This is a genomic window from Phaeodactylibacter sp. (genome assembly GCF_040219495.1).
GTDB lineage: Bacteria > Bacteroidota > Bacteroidia > Chitinophagales > Saprospiraceae > Phaeodactylibacter.
Window position 1 is genome coordinate 13,793 of the sequence record NZ_JAVJSK010000127.1, and the last position, 17,955, is coordinate 31,747.

Genomic DNA, 17,955 nt, shown 5'->3' on the forward strand with positions numbered 1-17,955 from the left:
TTTTTATGCCGGCTGGCCAGCGGTTAGGTGTTGTTTGGAGTTGGAAAGTGTTTGCTAACCTGTTGGCTTAATGCTGGCTGTCCCGGAAATCATTTAATAATTTGACACACAAATGAACCGCAAAGAAATAGGTTTTTTGCTACATGCCCAAACCTTTGCTTAGCTGTGTCGGCTGACTTTACTTTAGTCGGTGCAAATTTCACAAAATATTTTATTCTATAGGATTTATAGGAAATTAAAATTACTTTATGTCTTTCGATCATTTTGAGACCAACGCCATCCGCGGGCAGATGAAGCGCACCGGGCAACAGGAGCATAGTGCCCCCTTATTCTTGACTTCCAGTTTTGTCTTCCCGGGCCCGGAGCAGATGGAGCTTGCCTTTCAGGGCGGTGCTGATGACAACATCTACAGCCGGTACAGCAATCCGAACACCGATGAGCTCATCCGGAAAGTCTGCACAATGGAGGGTGCCGAGGATGGATTTGCGCTGGCTTCCGGCATGTCGGCTGTTTTTGCGAGTATGGCCGCGTTCCTGCGTTCGGGCGATCACGTGCTGGCTTCCCGGGCGGTCTTTGGTTCCACCCACCAAATTCTGACCGAATTGCTGCCGCGCTGGGGTATCACGCATACCTATGTAGACCCGCTCGATGTCACAAGCTGGGCTAAACACCTACAGCCGTCTACCAAGATGCTGGTACTCGAAACCCCTTCTAATCCGGGGCTGCAGCTCATCGACCTTCAGGCTGCCGGGCAGTTTGCCGAAGCCCATGGGCTGATCCTTAATGTGGATAATTGCTTTGCCACGCCTTACCTGCAGCAGCCTGGTAAATATGGTGCCGGGCTGATTGTACATTCGGCTACCAAATGGATGGATGGCCAGGGGCGTGTCCTCGGTGGTATTGTGGTAGGCAAGGCGCACCTGATTGAAGCACTCCGCTTTTTTTGCCGGCATACCGGTCCTGCGATGTCCCCTTTCAATGCCTGGGTGTTGTCCAAAAGCCTGGAAACCCTGAGCGTCCGCATGGAGCGGCACTGTGCCAACGCGCTGGAGATCGCAAAGTGGCTGGAAGGTCGGCCGGAGGTCAGCCGGGTACACTATCCGCATTTGGAAAGCCATCCGCAGTATGCGCTGGCCAGGCGACAAATGAAGTACGGGGGCGGGATCGTAGCTTTTGACCTGAAGGGCGGATTGGAGGCTGGCCGGCGGTTTTTGAGCCGTATCCAAATGTGCTCTTTGTCTTCCAACCTGGGCGACACCCGAACCATCGTCACCCACCCCGCAACCACCACGCATGCTAAGCTTTCGGAAGCAGAGCAGGCAGCAGTGGGCATTGGCCCGGGCATGGTCCGGGTATCCGTAGGGCTGGAGCATACCGAAGACATCCAAAAAGACCTGGAACAGGCCCTGGCTGGTTAGAGCTAATAAGCTCTTTGCCTTTCCTCACTTTTTGGCTGTTGATACAATAGACGGATGGGCAGTATCGTTAATGCCGTATTCTAAGTGACGCGGTCGTGTACTTTGCGTCAAAACCTGACACCTCTAACAAACTAACGATTTATTATGTCAATCAACAATCCAAACCCTAAGCCTTCCAGCCCAACCCCTAATCCAGGTCCCGGAAAGCAGGACGATGGGCAACAACGGCTGAAAATCGCGGCAATCGCTACTATCGCAGTACTGGCTATTGTCTGTATTGTGCTGGTGATGAGCCTGGTCAGTAAAAACAACGCCAACGAAAGCCTAAGCTATGAGTTGAATGAATCTGAACAGCTTAAAGCGGAGTTGGAAAAGCAATATTACGAGGCTTTGTCTGAAATGGAAGAGATGCGCGGTAGCAATGAAGAGCTAAACGCACTGATTGAAGCCCAGAAAGCAGAATTAAAAGATGCCAAAGGACGGATCGACGTGCTGCTGCGCGATAGCCGTAACCTGGCCGAAGCCCGCAAGCAAATCAATGGTTTAAATGCTAAAGTCGAACAGTACCTGGCAGAAATCAATCAGCTCCGGCAGGAAAATGAGGAACTTACAGAACGTACAGCAGCGCTGAGCGAAGAAAACTATGCCCTGAATTCCAACCTGGATTCTGCACGCGTACGCAATATGGAGCTGTCTTCAGCTAAGGCTGCTTTGGTCAGCGAGAAGGAAGCTGTAGAGGCGGATCGCGCGCGGTTGGCTAAAAAGGTGAACATCGCTTCTGTCGTAAAAGTGAGCAACGTCGAAGCAGAGGGTCTGAAAATCCGTAACAACGGAAAAACCACTTCTCGCCGCAGTGCAAAAAGTGTAGATCAGCTGCAGGTATGCTTTAATACGGTCGCCAATCAGGTCGCTGAAGTCGGCGTTGAAGCGTTTATGATCCGTATCATCAACCCACTGGGCGAAACACTCGCTGTAGAATCTATGGGCTCCGGTGTATTCGTGAATAGTGCGAACGGAGAACAGATACGGTACACCACCATCAAGGAGGTGGACTACGACCGCGACGAGCAGCGCCTCTGCCTGGTCTGGGCGCCCAATGAGGCTTTCCAGGAAGGCAACTACGAGATCGAAGTGTACAATAAAGGCTATCTCGCTGGTACCACTAGCTTCCAGTTGAAGTAAAATTCGCAAAAGTAGCGTAGCTGAAAAAAGAAAACTACACACAGCGCCCGGGCATATTTCGGGCGCTGTTTTTGTAGGTGCCCGGATGGATTTGAACAATCGGCTGCCCAAAACGATTTCTACTTTTGTGAACCAGCGGTTAACCTGAAAATGCTTTTATGAGCGAGAAGAAGGAAGAATTCATCAATCCCATTGATCCGGATAAAATTGCGGAAAACCCGCACAATCTACCCTATGCGCACACGGTAAGCGGAGTGGAAATTAAGCCCATAGATAAAGGCAAGGTGAAAGGGCGTGCGGTCAAAGCCATGTACAAACAGTCGGACATGCAACTGGACCAAATCCGGAAGCAGATTGAACTATTGGCAAAGCAGGCCAAAGGGATACAGGACCGCGTTTCTATATCTGAGCAAATCTATAACGCTCAAATGAATTTTGAACCGTTGATCGGCTTCACTTACCACCTCTATGAACGCGGGGACGGTAGCGATTACGTGCTCTCCATGGTCAGCCCGGAGGAATGGGGCCCCAATCCGCCTTATCGCTTTGTAGCCACGGTCGAATTGCTGGCAGACCATACTTGGGATGTCCTGCGCAAGGCTGATGAAACGTAAATTTTAGTTACTCCTTTGATCTTCCGAGCTTAAAAAAGCAGCTATGCAACTTTCGATATTTATGGCAGTCTGTTTACTCCTTTCGAGTTCTGCAGTGGAGTGGAAAGGGGAGACTTCCTATGAAATGGGCGACCTGATCCGGAACGAACCGGCTACCCATGAGTTTGTTTTCCGAAACGTTAGCGGGGAGCCTATGATCATTGATAATGTACGGACTTCCTGTGGCTGTACGGTGCCCGAATGGGATGAAGTGCCCGTAGCTCCGGATTCCACAGGCGTCATCGCTGTCACTTATGATGCCCGCGACTTGGGCTATTTTAAAAAGAAGGTCAAGGTGTATTTCAGCAATCAACGAAAAGCTGAAGTACTGTTTATTGAAGGTTGGGTGGAGGAGCTTTGACCTCCCTGAGTGGCTATTTCTGCTTCCTGTGTAATTTCCTGAGCTGATCGTACACCGCTATACCCGCTGCCATAGCCACATTCATAGAAGTATTGACCCCGTACATGGGCAGGTGCATCGCCTGCTGACAAAGGCTTAGTACTTCGGGCGGTATGCCATGGGCTTCCTGTCCGATGACCAGAACCGTGCCTTCCTGAGCTTCTACATCGGTGTAGGGAAGGCTTTTATCAGTAATTTCCAATCCCAGAAAGGTGCGCTTTTTTGCCAGTGCCCGCACCCCCTCAAGGTCTAAAGCAGTGTAGGGGACATACTCCAGGGTGGCGCGGGCCACCCGCCTGACTTTGCGGTGTTCCAGAAGCTCAGGTGCTCCGTAGAAATAAAGGTGCTCCAGGCGTGCCGCATCAGCAAGGCGGAAAAGGCTGCCGATATTCCGTACATCGGTAATGCCCGCCAGCAGTAAGCTTAGTAGGTGCCGGTTGTTGCCAATATTCCGGATGTAAGCCTGCAAGTCTTCCGGGCGGTCATCGTAAAAGGTAGATTGTTTGGGCATAGTCGGAGGATAAATCTGTCCGGAAAGATAAGGCTTCCGAAGCGAAAATAGGGTGGAGTCGATTAGAATGTCTATTGTTAAGAGCGTGTTGGGATTTTACACTTTGGGCTGCTCTTGCCAAATTTTGTCCTGCTCTTCGTTGTTCTTCGGTCACGTAGCTAAGGCTATGCTCCTTCATCACGCCTTGATCAGAATAAAATTTGGCTGCGTTCGCTCCAAAAGCAAAATCCCAACACGCTCTAAGGGCAGCACTACCCACCGGTAATTCCCGTTCTTTTTACAAGCAACACCTTTATCATGAAAGCCCCGTTATTGATTTTCCTTACGCTTTTCTGCACTTCTCTTGTTTTTGGGCAGTCTGAAATCACCGTATTGGGCACCGACCGCCCCGAAACCGGTCAGCGAATAATCTGGCACAACAACGCCTTCTACCTCCTGCTTCAGGTGCAAGCCGAGATTGGTGGGGAAAATGCCGTACTCCTAAAGCTGGATGCGAGTGGTAGTATGCTCTGGGCCAGAGCTGTAGGCACGCCCGGGCGTGACCTTGTCAACGATTTAGCGCCCCAGCAGGATGGTGTACTGGTTCTGGGACGGATGGTGGAGCCCGGTAATCCCAACGTGATTGATGATGTTTTCCTGCATTTTTTTGAAGCGGATGGCAGCATTGGCTGGAGCCGGTACCTTGGCCGTACGACCGGTGGGGATGATGAACATGCGGCTGCTGTTTTTACAACTGATGCCGGGAATATCGTTGTCGTAATGCATGAGGCCGTAGGGCAGGACCGCCCCGCTTACCTTACACTGTTGCAGGACAACGGCAGTCCTATCTGGGGGACACAGCTTCGGCATGAGGACCTGGACTGGATTATGCCGGCACACGGGCTGGAGCACGCAGGCCGGTTTTGGATTGCGGGGACTGCTTCTCTTGCGGATGGCACGGAGGAAGCTTTCTGGGCTACGCTCAACACGGCCGGTCAGCCCTTGTCCTGGTATTCTATGGCCGCTACTGATAATCAGCCCTGTAGTTTCCGGCAGATGATTGCCCTGGAGGATGGATGCCTTTTGGTGGGTACTATAGGAACAGATACCCCCGATTTGTTACTGGTGTGGGCAGACCAGAGCGGAGAACAGGTGCGGGCCAGGCGCTTCCGCGATGTTGAGGGGGCGCATTTGCTGGCTGCCACCGGAGGGTACCAACGGGCAGACGGGCGGATAGTGGTCGCAGCCAACCGCTTTGAAGCAACCGGAGGCGTAAGCAGTACTGGACTTTGGTTACTGATTGAAGAAGATGGAACGCTCGCCGAATGCCGGCGTGTTGGGCAGGGCAGGGAGGTCATTGTGCAGCTGATTCCCGGGCCTGCAGGCATGATCGCCGCCACGGGTAGTACCTTCCCTGGTAGCAGCACTGCCGGTGATGCCACCTTTTTGCAATGGCCGGAAAACTGGTGGGAAGCCCCCGAAAATTGCTTGTCAGCACCCTTGCTGCCGGAGCCCGCCGCCCTTGCCTGGAACAGCCGCACCAGTGGCGCATTTACGCAGCCCTGGCTGGCGGAAGCCAATCATCAAATGGTCGATGTACCGTATTTCCTGGATGAAAAACGCCCCCTTTGTTGCCCTGAAAAAGATACACTTTATGCTTCTATCTGCACCGGCGATGCATTTGAGGGCTTTAGCAGGGCAGGTACGCACCGTTACCAAATTGATAGTATCGGGTTATGCGGGCTGGAACGGCTTCTGGTCTTGGAGGTAAAAGATACGGCACAGTTGCAAGGTGCGGACATACAGCCATCGGATTGCGATCAGCCCAATGGAACAATCCGGGTAGAGGCGGAGGGAGATAGTTTGCAGTTTAGTTTATCGGGTGGCCCTTTTCAGGACATACCGCAGTTTGAAGCGCTTCCACCTGGTTTTTACACCTTAGTCGCCAAAAACGCCAATGGGTGCGTCTCTGCTGTAGACTCAGTTGTGGTCGCGGCTGATTGCCCGGTCTACCTACCCACCGCTTTCTCCCCCAATGGTGATGGGCGCAATGATGTACTTCAACTATACACGCCTCTGGCCGAGTCAGCAGCGGTGATTTCTTTTCAGGTGTTTGACCGTTACGGTGGGCTGCTTTACGAAGCTTCCGGCCCCTTGTCTGCAGTGCAGTGGGATGGGCGGGTGAACGGCGAGTTGGTTAATCCGGGCGTCTATACCTGTATTGGCAGGGTGCGGCTGCCGATCCGGGATGTTGAAATCTTCCAGTCGGTTACAGTAGTCCGGTAAACTGCACTTCCGGACAAAAAAATACCCGGAGCCCTGTATCCACAGCGCCCCGGGTTCACTTTTATCGTACTGAATCCTTAGCCCATATAAGGATAACGGTAATCCGAAGGCGGATTAAAGTTCTCCTTGATAGAGCGGGCAGAGACCCAGCGGTAGAGGTTGATAATAGAACCTGCTTTATCATTCGTTCCCGAACCTCTGGCACCGCCAAAGGGCTGCTGGCCGACCACCGCGCCGGTAGGCTTATCATTGATGTAGAAGTTGCCGGCGGAGTGGCGCAGGCGCTCAATGGCCTTCTGCGCAGCGTAGCGGTCATTGGAGAATATCGCACCAGTCAGGGCATAAGGAGAGGTGCTGTCCACGAGGTCAAGCGTCGCCTCAAAGTCTGTATCTTCATAGACATAGATGGTCAGTACCGGGCCAAAGATTTCTTCCTCCATGGTGGTGAAGTGGGGGTTGCCCGTTACGATGACCGTAGGTTCGATGAAGTAGCCTTCCGACTTATCGTAGCCACCGCCTACGATGATTTCGGCTTCATTGCTCTTTTTAGCGATCTCGATATAGTTGGCGATTTTATCAAAAGCACGCTCATCGATCACAGCGCCCATGAAGTTGCTAAAGTCCTCCACGGTGCCCATTTTCACGGTTTTAATGTCCCTGATCAGGGCTTCCTTCAGCGCTGGCCATTTGCTTTTGGGCAGGTAGGCGCGGGAAGCAGCGGAGCACTTCTGCCCCTGGTATTCATAAGCGCCACGGATGAGCGCTGTTGCCACCTGCTGGGTGTCCGAAGAAGGGTGCATAACCAGGAAGTCCTTGCCTCCCGTTTCTCCAACGATGCGCGGGTAGCTGCGGTATTGCGTCAGGTTTTTGCCAATAGTCTGCCATAGGGTCTGGAACACTTTGGTGCTACCGGTAAAGTGCAGCCCGGCGAAGTGCTCGTGTTCAAAGATGATATCTCCGGCAACGGGGCCGTCTACCAGCACCAGATTGATGACACCATCGGGCAGGCCAGCTGCTTCTAAGACCTCCATCAGCAGTCCGGCGGCATAGACTTGTGTTTCCGCCGGCTTCCAGACTACGGTATTGCCCAGCAAGGCAGGTGCCCCGGGGAGGTTGCCCGAGATCGCTGTGAAGTTGAACGGCGTGATCGCGAAAACAAAGCCTTCCAGCGGCCGGTACTCCACCCGGTTCCAGACAGCAGCGTCCGGCTCGCTGAGTGGCTGATCTTCGTACATTTCGGTCATGTACTGCACATTGAAGCGGAAGAAGTCCGCCAGTTCGGCCACTGCTTCAATTTCCGACTGATGTGGGGTTTTGGACTGTCCCAGCATCGTCGCGGCGTTCATCTTGTAGCGATAAGGGCCGGAGATCAGGTCCGCAGCACGCAGGAAGATCGCTGCCCGATCCTGCCAGGGCAGTGCTTCCCAGGCCGGCTTAGCCTCCAATGCGGCATCAATCGCCATTTTGACATGTTCAGCTCCACCTTTATAATAATGGCCCAGGGTATGTTTCAGCTCATGCGGCGGGTGCATGGCCACTTTGTGGTCTGTAGTAATCTTTTTTCCGCCAATAGTCATCGGGACATCGCGCTGTTCGGCTTTCATGGCTTTGAGGGTGGCCTTGAGGGCTTCCCGTTCCGGAGTGCCCGGGGCGTAGCTCAGCGAGGGTTCGTTGACCGCAGGTGGCGGCGTAAAATATGCATTAGCCATATCGTTGGTTTTATCGGTTATGAAAAAGTTGGCGCGAAGTTAGGGGTTTCCCTTTGCTATTAAAAATGGATCAGTAGCTGGTTTGGTTGAGGTAAGTACGGATGAATAATATCGTATCGTATTCGCCAACGTAGACTTTGGTATTGCCGTCCACCGGTTGTTTGAGATCGGCTTTGTAGGCTTTGTAAATCTTTTGCACCGCCTTGTAGTTGATTTGAGAGCGGCCCTCATCGAGGTAAAGCTTCGCCTCCTCCTGTACCAGGCCCATATCCCCGAATATCTCAATCAGCAACTGGTAAACGCGGTTTTTCTCTTCGGCCCGCCAGGCCAGGTTGATAAAGCCGCCGTACTGACTGATGTAGTTTCGCAAGCGCGTGATTTTAGTGTAAAACTGCTGCCCCAGTTGCTGAAGCTCGGTTTCAAGTTCTTTGATCTCGGCTTTTTGGACAGCCAATATAGAGTCCTGCTCTTTCAGTTGAGTCGTTAGCTGCTGTACGCTGCCGTTGGACTGATCAAGCAGGGGGAGCCGTTTGAGTTGCTCTACCAAAAAATCAGAAGGGTCTGCTGCATCGCTTACCTTAGCTGCGAGCCCGGCACGGGTGATGACTTCCTCCAGGCAGGGCCCCTCCTCGGTATTCGGCGACAGGAAGTTGGTGCTTTGGAAAAGCAGTACTACGGCTGCCACCACCTCCAGAATAAGAGCCGTAAAAAGCGCATTGAGGTAGTGTTCCTTAATGGTTTTGATCACACCGGTAATGCCCAGTAAGGTGATGATGGCCGTCAGGGAGAAAATGGCGATGAATATCCAGAACAGTGCTTCTTTCATAAAGGGGCAGTAGTTTTTATCGAAACTACGGAAAAAAATACGAGTTTTGCCAGATATGTATTATTCAAAGACCACATTTTTCCTTTATGGATAACCTTGTAGCCCTGCTTCAGCAACGTGCGGAAGCTCAGCCTGATTTTACCCCCTTTATCTTTTTGAAAGATGGGGAAGCTGAGGAACAGCCGCTGAGCCACCGGGAATTTAATGAAAAAGCAATGAGGGTAGCCGCACAACTTCAGCGGCTTAATCTAAAGGGCGCGCGCTTGCTGTTGCTGTTTCCTCAGGGCAATGAGTATCTGATTGCGCTGTTTGGTTGTTTTTATGCCGGCGCCATTGCCGTACCTGCTTACCCGCCCCGGAATAACCGCAATTTACTCCGGTTGGAGGCTATCATGGAGGATTGTGGTGCAGTGCATATTCTGGCCGATCAGAAAACAGTGGAACAAATGCAGGGCATGGACGGGCATTTTTCCAACTATACCTACCTGGTTTTTGAGGAGCTGGTGAACGAAAAGCAGGTATGGTCGCCCCATCCGGTTAAGGCACAGGATATTGCCTACCTGCAATATACGTCAGGCTCTACGGGAAATCCAAAGGGGGTCATCATCCGCCACGAAAATGTGATGGCCAACGTGAAGGGCTGTATGGAACTCTATATTCCGGGGTTACGGCGTGTGGTTTCCTGGATTCCGCTCTATCACGATATGGGCTTAATCATGATGATCGCTTATCTCGTTTCCGGGGGTGTTCAGTGCTATTTTATGGCTCCGGTACATTTTGTGCAAAAGCCATACCGGTGGTTGGCTGCACTTTCCCGCTACCGGGCTGAATACACCGTTGCACCTAATTTTGCTTTTGACCTGTGTTGTGAAAAAATCACTCAAGAGCAACTTGGAAAGCTTGATCTGAGTAGCCTGAAAAGTATTGCCTGCGGGTCGGAACCGGTAAGATGGAGAACCCTTCAGCGGTTTTTTGAAAAATTTCGGGCAGCAGGTCTTTCACCGGTGGGTTTTCTGCCTTCCTTTGGAATGGCCGAAGCTACGCTGGCGATTACCACTTGTCCGCTCGACCGGGAGGTTTTGGTCACCAACCGGGAAAGGCGCAAGGCGCTTCTGAAATGGGATGATCCCGGAATTGCAGAATCTGCGCCTGAAAACTGGGTGGTCAGTAACGGCCGCCCTGTAGATAAATGCCTGGTCCGTATTGTGGACCCGAAGACGCTTCAGCAGCAGGCGGAGGGGGACGAAGGCGAAATTTTAGTCCAATACCCGGGCTCCGTAGCCAGCGGGTACTGGGGGCGCCCTGAATCTTCCGTTGCTACTTTTGGCAACACGCTGGAGAGTACTGCCGGGCAATGGTTGCGCACCGGAGATCTGGGCTTCCTGCTGAAGGGAGAGCTTTTTATTACCGGCCGGATCAAAGACATGATTATCGTGCGGGGCGAGAATTACTATCCCACGGATATTGAGCAAGTAGTGGAGCGTGCTCATCCTGCGCTTCAGGCTAATGGATGTGCGGCTTTCGCAGTAGACAACCCCGCCGGGGAACGTCTGGTCATCGTGCAGGAGGTCCGCCGTTCGGAATGGCGTAGTGCAGATGAGGAAGCGGTTGTGGGGGCTATCCGGCAGGTCATTGGAGCAACCTTCGAAATTCAGCCCTATGCGATCGTGCTGATCCGCCCAATGAGCCTGCCAAAGACTTCGAGCGGGAAAATTCAGCGGTACGCTGCCCGTGAAGCATACCTCAGTGAGCAGTTGCGGGTTATGCATCATTGGCAACAGCCGGTGGATGCCGAAACGCCTACTCAGACTATTGCAGAGCCCGGCAGCGAGGGCTTTGGCCAGGCTGATATCGTACGTTGCCTGCAGCAGCAGATCGCCGAAAAAGTTAAAATGCCCATAGATCAGATTGAGGCCGGGCAGCCGGTCAAAGCGTACCCGCTGGAATCGGTAGACGCCGTGTTCATTTCTGATGCGCTTTCCGACTGGCTGAAAATCCGTCTGGCCCCTGATACGTTCTGGGCTTTCGATTCGATTCAGGAACTGGCTGAGCATCTGTTGCAGCGTTACCAGAATAAACATTCGTAACTCCGGTTTATGTTATTTACGTCCCTGGATTATTACATCTTTTTGCCGGTAGTTGTGCTGGTGTTTTTCCTGGCACCGGTACGCTGGCGTTGGGCATGGCTGCTGATTGCCAGTTACTATTTTTACATGGACTGGAACCCCTGGTACATTTGGCTGATCGTGGGGTCTACGCTGATTGATTATACTGCCGCCCTGCAGATTGACCGGCAGAAGGAACAGCGGCGCAAAAAGCCCTGGTTATGGATGAGTATAGCTGCCAATCTGGGGCTGCTTTTCACTTTCAAGTATTTTAATTTCCTGAGTATAGAGGTGGCCAAAGTGGCCCGATGGTTTGAGCCGGGGTTTGAAGCCGCACAGCTGGACGTCCTCCTGCCGGTGGGTATTTCTTTTTATACCTTTCAGACGATGGCTTATACCATTGATGTTTACCGGGGCTTTGCTAAAGCGGAGCGCCACCTGGGCCGCTATGCACTCTATGTCAGTTTTTTCCCGCAACTGGTGGCCGGGCCCATAGAGCGGTCCCGTGATCTGCTCTCGCAGTTCCACTTTGATTATCAATTTGACTATAAGCGGGTGGTAGGTGGGCTGCAGCTCATCCTCTGGGGCCTGTTCAAAAAGCTGGTCATTGCCGATCGCCTGGCGCTGTTTGTGGATGAGGTATACCGGTTTCCGGGACAGTACGAAGGCTTCACCGTATGGCTGGCATCGGTCTTTTTTCTTTTTCAGATTTTCTGTGATTTCTCGGCCTATACCGATATTGCAATCGGCAGTGCCCGGATACTGGGCATCAGGCTTTCTCAAAACTTTGAGAACCGGGTCTACGCTATTACCTCTTTCAATAGGTTTTGGCGGGGCTGGCACATGACTCTGACCAACTGGTTCAGGGACTACGTATTCTTTCAGCTTACACCATTGGGGCGGGGCATGGCCTGGATTATGCTGGCAACGTTAATCTCTTTTACGCTCAATGGGATCTGGCACGGAGCAGAGTGGACTTTTCTGATCTGGGGTGGGCTCAATGGCTTGTTTGTAGCGTTGGAGACGCTGCTGTCAAAGCCAGCCGACCGCTGGCTGAGCCGTATAGGCTTGGCGAAGGGGAAGCCGTTGCGCTGGCTGGCCGATTTTGCGTTGTTTTTCAATCTGGCAGTGGTGAGTATTATTTTCTTCCGGGCGGTGGATACCTCGTCGGCCCTGACGCTCCTGGGGCAACTGCGTTTTTGGGCACCCATTCAGCTTCACCTTAGTATTGCAGATGTCATTGATATTCAGGAGTTTATCGTAGGGGTGGGGGCTTTGCTGTTTATGGACGGTTTTCACCGTTTGCTGAAAGGGCAGTCTGTTGATGTTTTCCTGGCGCAGCAGTCGTGGTGGGTACGCTGGGCGTTCTACCTTATTCTTATTCATGCAATTCTTTACCTGGGGATGCCACCCGACCGGGAGTTTATTTATTTTGACTTTTGATAAACGCGCTCTAAACCAACGAATAGGCTTATGAAGCGAGAAATAGGGTACAGCTTAGGGCAGCTAGTCTGGAAAGGCACTTTACTGACGGTGCTCTGTTTTATACCATATTTGATGCTACGGCACAATAATATGCTGAAGCATGATGTCGATTACAGCAAATTCACCCATAAAGCAGAGCATTTGATCCTTGGGGTTTCAAGGGCGAAGGTTGGACTGGTCCCGGAGATCCTGAAAGAAACACTCGATCTGGAAGGGCAGGTGCTCAATTTCGCTTTTACAGGGTTGGTTTCTCCTTACGAGGAGCACTATGCTGCCTTGGTCAGGCGGAAAGTACGCCGCAATGTTCAGGGGCGTCCCGCGCTGTTTATTTTGTCGGTCAATACCGGTAACCTGGGTTGGTCCGGAAACTTCTTTCAGAAACCCCCTCCGATTTATGATCTCTTGCTGGTCAACACCTCTCCAAATCCGGATTACATCCTGAGGAACATAAATTCCAGGACATCTTTTTTGTTTAGTTGGCTGCAGGAGCCCGATAAACAGCCGATGTTTGTAGCCCACAGAGACGGCTGGGTAGAGCGAACGCGTGAATCTGAGGTTCCTGATGAAAAGATTTACGGCCAGTATGCAGAAAAATTCAGGAGCTTGGAATTATCATCTGAATGCCTGCAGGTATTGTCGGCACTTACCACCTACCTGGAGCAGTACGGCGAGGTCGTGTTGGTCCGTTTGCCGGTTGACGAAACTATGGCAGCTATGGAGGAGAAGGCAATACCTGGTTTTGACGAGCAACTTACTGCTTTTGCTGCTGCTCACGATGCGATCTACCTCAACTATCTCCGGTCAGGAGCCGATTATGTTTTTAGTGACCCGCATCATTTGCTCAATACGGGAGCCCGTGCTTTTACCAGGCAATTAGCTGATGACCTCCATGCTATGGGCATTCCCAGAATTAAGACAGAGTGAGTTAACATACAGGCCAGGCATGAGCAAAGGCTCAATCCGGTAGCTGAAAGAATCCGCTAAGAGCGTGTTGGGACTTTTGTCTTTTAGTCGAAACTAAATTTTTTTGGTTAGACGAGGTACGAAAACCGAAGTTTAGCCTGAGTTAAATAGCCCGTACCGCAGTTTGCGGGAAGGATTTTTGGGATGAAGTATAAGCAAACCTGCCTGCGTGTCGAACACTTCGGTCTCCGGTGGCCAAAGCCCACAGGCGACGAGACACAGGCAGGAAAGTGTCCCGGTGCACGAGGACAGGCCGGTTACTAAAGTCCCAACACGCTCTAAACAAAATAAAATGAGCAAGTTAAGTCGTTGGCATTCGGTTTTTATGCTTCTGGTCAAAGGGGTGATCATTGGTGGGTTGGTTTTGTGGCCTTACGTAACGATCTCGCTAAAGCAGATAAAGGCAGTAGACTGTTTCTACCCCAAGTTGACGCATCGGGCGGAGCACCTCATTTTGGGCGTCTCCAGAGCAGCCGTGGGTATTGCTCCGGAGGTGTTAAAGTCAGAATTGGGTTTGAAGGAACGGGTCCTGAACTTTGCATTCATTGGAGCAGTAACACCCTACGGGCCCGACTACAGCCGGCTGGTCCATCGTAAAATTGCTAAGGGGGAAGAACCACCGGTTTTTATCCTCTCTGTCCATCCTGATAATTTGTCAAAAATAAAAAACCGGGATCTTTGGAGAGAAAGAAGCCACCCAGTTTATGATCTGTTTTTTGTAAACCTCAACCCCAACGTGGAGTACATCCTTCGTAATATCAGGCGCAAAAAGGCTACCCTGATCAATTTTAAACCGACTGCTCTTTCAGCGTCTTTCCGTTTCTTTGAGGGAGGATGGATGGGATTAGAGGGAAGAAGAGCGGCGGAGTTCCTCGAAGAAGAGGCAGAAACAATCATAAGGCTCACGAATAAGAAAATCCCTGCTCCTGAGCGGTTGAAAGCCCTTTCAGATTTGGTGGCGTCTTTAAACGCTTTGGGATCCGTAATACTGGTACGCATGCCCGTTTCTCCGGACGTTCGCGAAAAGGAGGATGCTATTTTTCCAGATTTCGATGAAAAACTGAAGGGCCTTGCGGCCCGGGCGGACGTTCCATACCTGGACTTTTCAGAACAAAGCAGCGACTTTACTTTCTTTGATGCTCATCATTTGAATGTGGAGGGCAGCAGGGTTTTTACCCGGGTTCTGGCAAAAGCCATAAAGGATGTCCGTGAAATTTAGAGCCTGTTGGGACTTTGGTCTTCTAATCGAAAACGGACCATTTTTGGGTTAGACGACCTGCCTGCCAAACGGATTTGCCAGGCAGGAGAGTGTCCCGGTGCACCGGAACATGCTCTAAAGTCCCAACACGCTCTCTTAAGGCAATGAACGTCACGTCTTCCATCTCCACCCCCAACGCGTCAGCCCCACCGTAGCCGCCAGTGATAGACCGGTGATGAGCATACCTCGAAGCAATCCCATCAAAGCATTGCTATTCATACCCTCCACCAAACTGGCAAGCCCGGAAATTTTCAAGATCGGCCACACCAGCAGCCAGGGCGCTACGTAGGCAATCATGGGGTTGCGCCCGGTGTCGGTCAGCCACTGCCAGCCCCGTGCCCGGTGGTGGTCGAGCAAGAGGAAGAAGGCCATGAATAGAAAAGTGGACAGCCCGGCGGTCACATAGTAATAGCTCATCGTTGCGTGATCTTTACGGATGCCACCCTCGTAGGGCTCAAAAACCATACCTATGATCAGAAAAGCACTGCCCCAGGCCAGCAATTGATGCAGGAAGCGGGCGGTGGGAGAGCCGTCTTTTCGCAGGAGCAGGGCTGTAAGCGCCAAAATGCCTAATTGCAGCAGGAACAGCGGAAACCCCCAGCGCCCAAACAAGCCGGTTAGGGACAGGGCAACCATGGCAACCATCAGCCATCCGGTAGCAGTCAGGGAGGAAGAACCACTGTCAGCCCCCCTTTGGATGGCGTAAGCTTGTGCCAAATCGCCTATGATAGATCCGGCAATCACGATATGCAGGTATTGCAGGAAACTGAAATTGAAGAACCAGGGCAAGGGCGAGCCATTCCAAAGCACTGCGGTCCAGTTGTCGCCGGCAGATTGGCTGAGGCGAAGGGCGAACAGTACCGCCAGAAGGGCCAGACGGGGCAGCACGTTGTTGCGCGTCAACAACCAGGCCACCGAACCAAAGAAGGCAACGTTGGACAGGATCAGGATGATAATGTCGGTCCGCTCCAGCGATAAGTAGCGGCTGTCCCCGGGTTTGGGCTCCCCGGGTAGCAATAGCAGGTACACGATGGCCAGGATGAGCCCAAGGGCATTAAAGTGCTCGTGGTATTTCCACTGCCGTATGCGCGGGTGGGTGCCGTAGATGGCGAAGAGCAGCACGAAACCACCCAGTGCCAGCAGTTGTTCTGTTGCGCCCGGGCTACTCGTCATATACTGCGGGATCAGGTGCTGGTAAAATAAAGCAAAAAAGAACAGCCACCCCCATCGCTTAAAGGCCTGGAGAACGACCTTCCATTCAGGCAGGCCTTGCTCCAGCTTTCGGCGCATAGAAAAAGGGAAAGCCATGCCCATCGCGAAGAGAAATATCGGGAAGACCAAATCCACCCAGGTAATACCGGGTATGCCCGGATCGAACTGATGATTGGGGGGCGGGACTTGTGCATGGTGCATCCATGCGGGCAGCACACCACCGTGGGCAATATGCCCGGACAGGATCATACCAATAATGGCCATGCCGCGGAGGGCATCGAGGGCGGTTGCTCGGACAGGAGTAGAGGCAGGGCTCAATTTTTTATCCAATGATAAGAAAAATCGGGGATTTAACTCACTTGATATCAGGGGGCATTGGTGGAGGAACGGCTTTGTTTTTAAAATATGGAGTGCTGCAAAAGCTTGGTAATCAGTATAAAAGGTGCAAAGTGCTGGGTATTTAAAGACCGGCATCGGAGAGGGCTTAAGCTTGAAAATACAACCAACTAATTTGGCCTGGCCACATTAGTCGCACCAGGTTGTTCCAAATGACCTGAAGAAAATATCAGAGGATCGAAATACTTGCTACAGCCTGGATATAATTGTAACTATCTTGGGAAGGCGGTCTTCGGGCTGCCTTTTTTGTTCTTGCTTATCCCAGGGCTCGCCCGGGAACGTCCATTGTCCCCCGGGTGTTGAATGGTTAGCAATTTCTATTTTTGCTTGCTCAATACCCTGGATTATGACCCTGCAGGACCTCCAAAACAGCCCTCATCTCCTCTACGACTGCATCACTGGCAGCCGCGCCTACGGTACCGATTTGCCCACTTCCGACACAGATATCCGTGGTGTTTTTATTCTCCCGCAACCGGAGTTGTACAGCCTGAGCTACATTCCACAGGTTGCGGACGACACCAACGATACGGTTTACTTTGAGCTCGGCCGTTTTGTAGAACTGCTGGCCAAGGGCAACCCCAATATGCTGGAGCTGCTCGCTACACCACCGGAGTGCATCCGCTACCGTCACCCCATCATGGACCACCTGAGCCCCGAGCTGTTCCTCTCCAAAAAGTGCAAAGACACCTTTGGCGGCTACGCCTACGCACAGATCAAAAAAGCCCGGGGGCTGAATAAGAAGATCGTCAACCCCATGCCCCGGGAGCGGCAGACGCCTCTGGACTTCTGCTACGTGCTCAAGGGCAACGGCTCCGTACCTCTCCGGCATTGGCTGGATGAAAAAGGGCTTGAGCAATCCCATTGTGGCCTCTCTGCCATCCCGCACTTCCGGGAGGTCTACGCCATTCATCATGATCCTACAGGCGAGCTGGGCTACGCCGGTATCCTCCGTAAGCCCACCTCCAACGACCTCTCGCTCAGCAGCATTCCCAAAGGCGGTGAAATACTCGGCTACCTTCACTTCAACAAGGACGGCTACGCCACCTACTGCAAGGACTACAAAGCCTACTGGAACTGGGTGGAAGAGCGCAACGAGGTCCGCTACCAAACCAACCTGGCCCACGGCGCGCAGTACGATTCCAAAAACATGATGCACACCTTCCGCCTGCTGGAAATGGGCATTGAAATCCTGCGCGAGGGTGTCATTCGGGTGCGGCGGCCAAACCGGGCCGAGCTGCTGGATATCCGCCGGGGGAAGTACGATTACGATACCCTGCTCGGCATGGCAGAAGATAAAATGGCGGAACTGGAGGCCGCTTACGCCCAAAGCACCCTGCCGGCGGCGGTGGATATGGCGCGGGTGAATGGGGTTTTGGTGGGGATGCGGGGGGCGTGGTATGCAGAAAGTTCTTAGGGTAGGATGAGAAACCAAAATCAAAGATCTTAGCTTTGAATAGTCTTGAATTGGGACTCTTTATAAACGCTGGTCTGGTAGGCTGCTTCAAACCTGTATACCCCTATGAAAACCATTTTTACTTCTGTTTTATGTTTTTTATCAGTCTTCAGCCTGTC

At 52.2% G+C, this 17,955-nt stretch carries 14 protein-coding genes; 10 read left to right on the forward strand and 4 right to left on the reverse strand.

Annotation, left to right across the window (positions count from 1 at the left end; genetic code table 11):
* Nucleotides 1-248: 248 nt before the first annotated feature.
* The 4 genes from RIC19_RS20345 to RIC19_RS20360 all read left to right on the forward strand — a co-directional run bounded on the left by RIC19_RS20345 (nucleotide 249) and on the right by RIC19_RS20360 (nucleotide 3,614).
* Entirely contained in the window at nucleotides 249-1,418 is a 1,170-nt protein-coding gene (locus RIC19_RS20345) for a trans-sulfuration enzyme family protein (protein ID WP_350180204.1), read from the forward strand.
* A 144-nt stretch (nucleotides 1,419-1,562) separates the two neighbouring features.
* The gene (locus tag RIC19_RS20350) at nucleotides 1,563-2,600 is read left to right on the forward strand and encodes a DUF8428 domain-containing protein (protein WP_350180205.1); all 1,038 of its coding nucleotides are present in this window, start codon (nucleotides 1,563-1,565) and stop codon (nucleotides 2,598-2,600) included.
* Nucleotides 2,601-2,758: 158 nt separating this feature from the next.
* On the forward strand, nucleotides 2,759-3,214 hold the full coding sequence (locus RIC19_RS20355; RefSeq protein WP_350180206.1) for a DUF2452 domain-containing protein: 456 nt from the start codon (nucleotides 2,759-2,761) through the stop codon (nucleotides 3,212-3,214).
* A 43-nt stretch (nucleotides 3,215-3,257) separates the two neighbouring features.
* Complete coding sequence (locus tag RIC19_RS20360; protein ID WP_350180207.1) at nucleotides 3,258-3,614, forward strand: DUF1573 domain-containing protein; 357 nt, start codon at nucleotides 3,258-3,260, stop codon at nucleotides 3,612-3,614.
* A 13-nt stretch (nucleotides 3,615-3,627) separates the two neighbouring features.
* Here the strand turns inward: RIC19_RS20360 and RIC19_RS20365 are convergent, their stop codons facing one another.
* Nucleotides 3,628-4,164: a TrmH family RNA methyltransferase gene (locus RIC19_RS20365; RefSeq protein ID WP_350180208.1), complete on the reverse strand. Its 537-nt coding sequence runs from the start codon at nucleotides 4,162-4,164 to the stop codon at nucleotides 3,628-3,630.
* 297 nt (nucleotides 4,165-4,461) lie between these two features.
* Here RIC19_RS20365 and RIC19_RS20370 point away from each other — a divergent pair, with 297 nt between their 5' ends.
* Nucleotides 4,462-6,429 (forward strand): T9SS type B sorting domain-containing protein, encoded by a 1,968-nt coding sequence (locus RIC19_RS20370; protein ID WP_350180209.1) that lies wholly within the window; start codon nucleotides 4,462-4,464, stop codon nucleotides 6,427-6,429.
* Nucleotides 6,430-6,506: 77 nt separating this feature from the next.
* On the opposite strand, the gene pruA is transcribed toward RIC19_RS20370, so the two are convergent.
* Nucleotides 6,507-8,138, reverse strand: a complete 1,632-nt coding sequence (pruA, locus tag RIC19_RS20375) for an L-glutamate gamma-semialdehyde dehydrogenase (RefSeq protein WP_350180210.1) — start codon at nucleotides 8,136-8,138, stop codon at nucleotides 6,507-6,509.
* A 70-nt stretch (nucleotides 8,139-8,208) separates the two neighbouring features.
* The gene (locus RIC19_RS20380; RefSeq protein ID WP_350180211.1) at nucleotides 8,209-8,964 is read right to left on the reverse strand and encodes a hypothetical protein; all 756 of its coding nucleotides are present in this window, start codon (nucleotides 8,962-8,964) and stop codon (nucleotides 8,209-8,211) included.
* An 86-nt stretch (nucleotides 8,965-9,050) separates the two neighbouring features.
* Between RIC19_RS20380 and RIC19_RS20385 the strand changes: the two genes are divergently transcribed.
* The 4 genes from RIC19_RS20385 to RIC19_RS20400 all read left to right on the forward strand — a co-directional run bounded on the left by RIC19_RS20385 (nucleotide 9,051) and on the right by RIC19_RS20400 (nucleotide 14,736).
* Complete coding sequence (locus tag RIC19_RS20385; RefSeq protein ID WP_350180212.1) at nucleotides 9,051-11,051, forward strand: AMP-binding protein; 2,001 nt, start codon at nucleotides 9,051-9,053, stop codon at nucleotides 11,049-11,051.
* A gap of 9 nt (nucleotides 11,052-11,060) precedes the next feature.
* The gene (locus RIC19_RS20390; protein WP_350180213.1) at nucleotides 11,061-12,512 is read left to right on the forward strand and encodes an MBOAT family O-acyltransferase; all 1,452 of its coding nucleotides are present in this window, start codon (nucleotides 11,061-11,063) and stop codon (nucleotides 12,510-12,512) included.
* Nucleotides 12,513-12,542: 30 nt separating this feature from the next.
* Entirely contained in the window at nucleotides 12,543-13,478 is a 936-nt protein-coding gene (locus tag RIC19_RS20395; protein WP_350180214.1) for a hypothetical protein, read from the forward strand.
* A gap of 331 nt (nucleotides 13,479-13,809) precedes the next feature.
* Nucleotides 13,810-14,736 carry an SGNH/GDSL hydrolase family protein gene (locus RIC19_RS20400; RefSeq protein WP_350180215.1) on the forward strand — a complete coding sequence of 309 codons (927 nt, stop codon included), beginning with the start codon at nucleotides 13,810-13,812 and terminating at the stop codon, nucleotides 14,734-14,736.
* Between the two features lie 150 nt (nucleotides 14,737-14,886).
* On the opposite strand, the gene RIC19_RS20405 is transcribed toward RIC19_RS20400, so the two are convergent.
* Entirely contained in the window at nucleotides 14,887-16,305 is a 1,419-nt protein-coding gene (locus RIC19_RS20405; RefSeq protein WP_350180216.1) for a DUF5009 domain-containing protein, read from the reverse strand.
* Between the two features lie 424 nt (nucleotides 16,306-16,729).
* Here RIC19_RS20405 and RIC19_RS20410 point away from each other — a divergent pair, with 424 nt between their 5' ends.
* The gene (locus tag RIC19_RS20410) at nucleotides 16,730-17,797 is read left to right on the forward strand and encodes a nucleotidyltransferase domain-containing protein (RefSeq protein WP_350180217.1); all 1,068 of its coding nucleotides are present in this window, start codon (nucleotides 16,730-16,732) and stop codon (nucleotides 17,795-17,797) included.
* Nucleotides 17,798-17,955: the final 158 nt, after the last annotated feature.

Coding starts and splice junctions, on each gene's coding strand:
- RIC19_RS20345 (WP_350180204.1), top strand. CDS start 249: ATGTCTTTCGATCATTTTGAGACCAACGCCATCCGCGGGCAGATGAAG.
- RIC19_RS20350 (WP_350180205.1), top strand. CDS start 1,563: ATGTCAATCAACAATCCAAACCCTAAGCCTTCCAGCCCAACCCCTAAT.
- RIC19_RS20355 (WP_350180206.1), top strand. CDS start 2,759: ATGAGCGAGAAGAAGGAAGAATTCATCAATCCCATTGATCCGGATAAA.
- RIC19_RS20360 (WP_350180207.1), top strand. CDS start 3,258: ATGCAACTTTCGATATTTATGGCAGTCTGTTTACTCCTTTCGAGTTCT.
- RIC19_RS20365 (WP_350180208.1), bottom strand. CDS start 4,164: ATGCCCAAACAATCTACCTTTTACGATGACCGCCCGGAAGACTTGCAG.
- RIC19_RS20370 (WP_350180209.1), top strand. CDS start 4,462: ATGAAAGCCCCGTTATTGATTTTCCTTACGCTTTTCTGCACTTCTCTT.
- pruA (WP_350180210.1), bottom strand. CDS start 8,138: ATGGCTAATGCATATTTTACGCCGCCACCTGCGGTCAACGAACCCTCG.
- RIC19_RS20380 (WP_350180211.1), bottom strand. CDS start 8,964: ATGAAAGAAGCACTGTTCTGGATATTCATCGCCATTTTCTCCCTGACG.
- RIC19_RS20385 (WP_350180212.1), top strand. CDS start 9,051: ATGGATAACCTTGTAGCCCTGCTTCAGCAACGTGCGGAAGCTCAGCCT.
- RIC19_RS20390 (WP_350180213.1), top strand. CDS start 11,061: ATGTTATTTACGTCCCTGGATTATTACATCTTTTTGCCGGTAGTTGTG.
- RIC19_RS20395 (WP_350180214.1), top strand. CDS start 12,543: ATGAAGCGAGAAATAGGGTACAGCTTAGGGCAGCTAGTCTGGAAAGGC.
- RIC19_RS20400 (WP_350180215.1), top strand. CDS start 13,810: ATGAGCAAGTTAAGTCGTTGGCATTCGGTTTTTATGCTTCTGGTCAAA.
- RIC19_RS20410 (WP_350180217.1), top strand. CDS start 16,730: ATGACCCTGCAGGACCTCCAAAACAGCCCTCATCTCCTCTACGACTGC.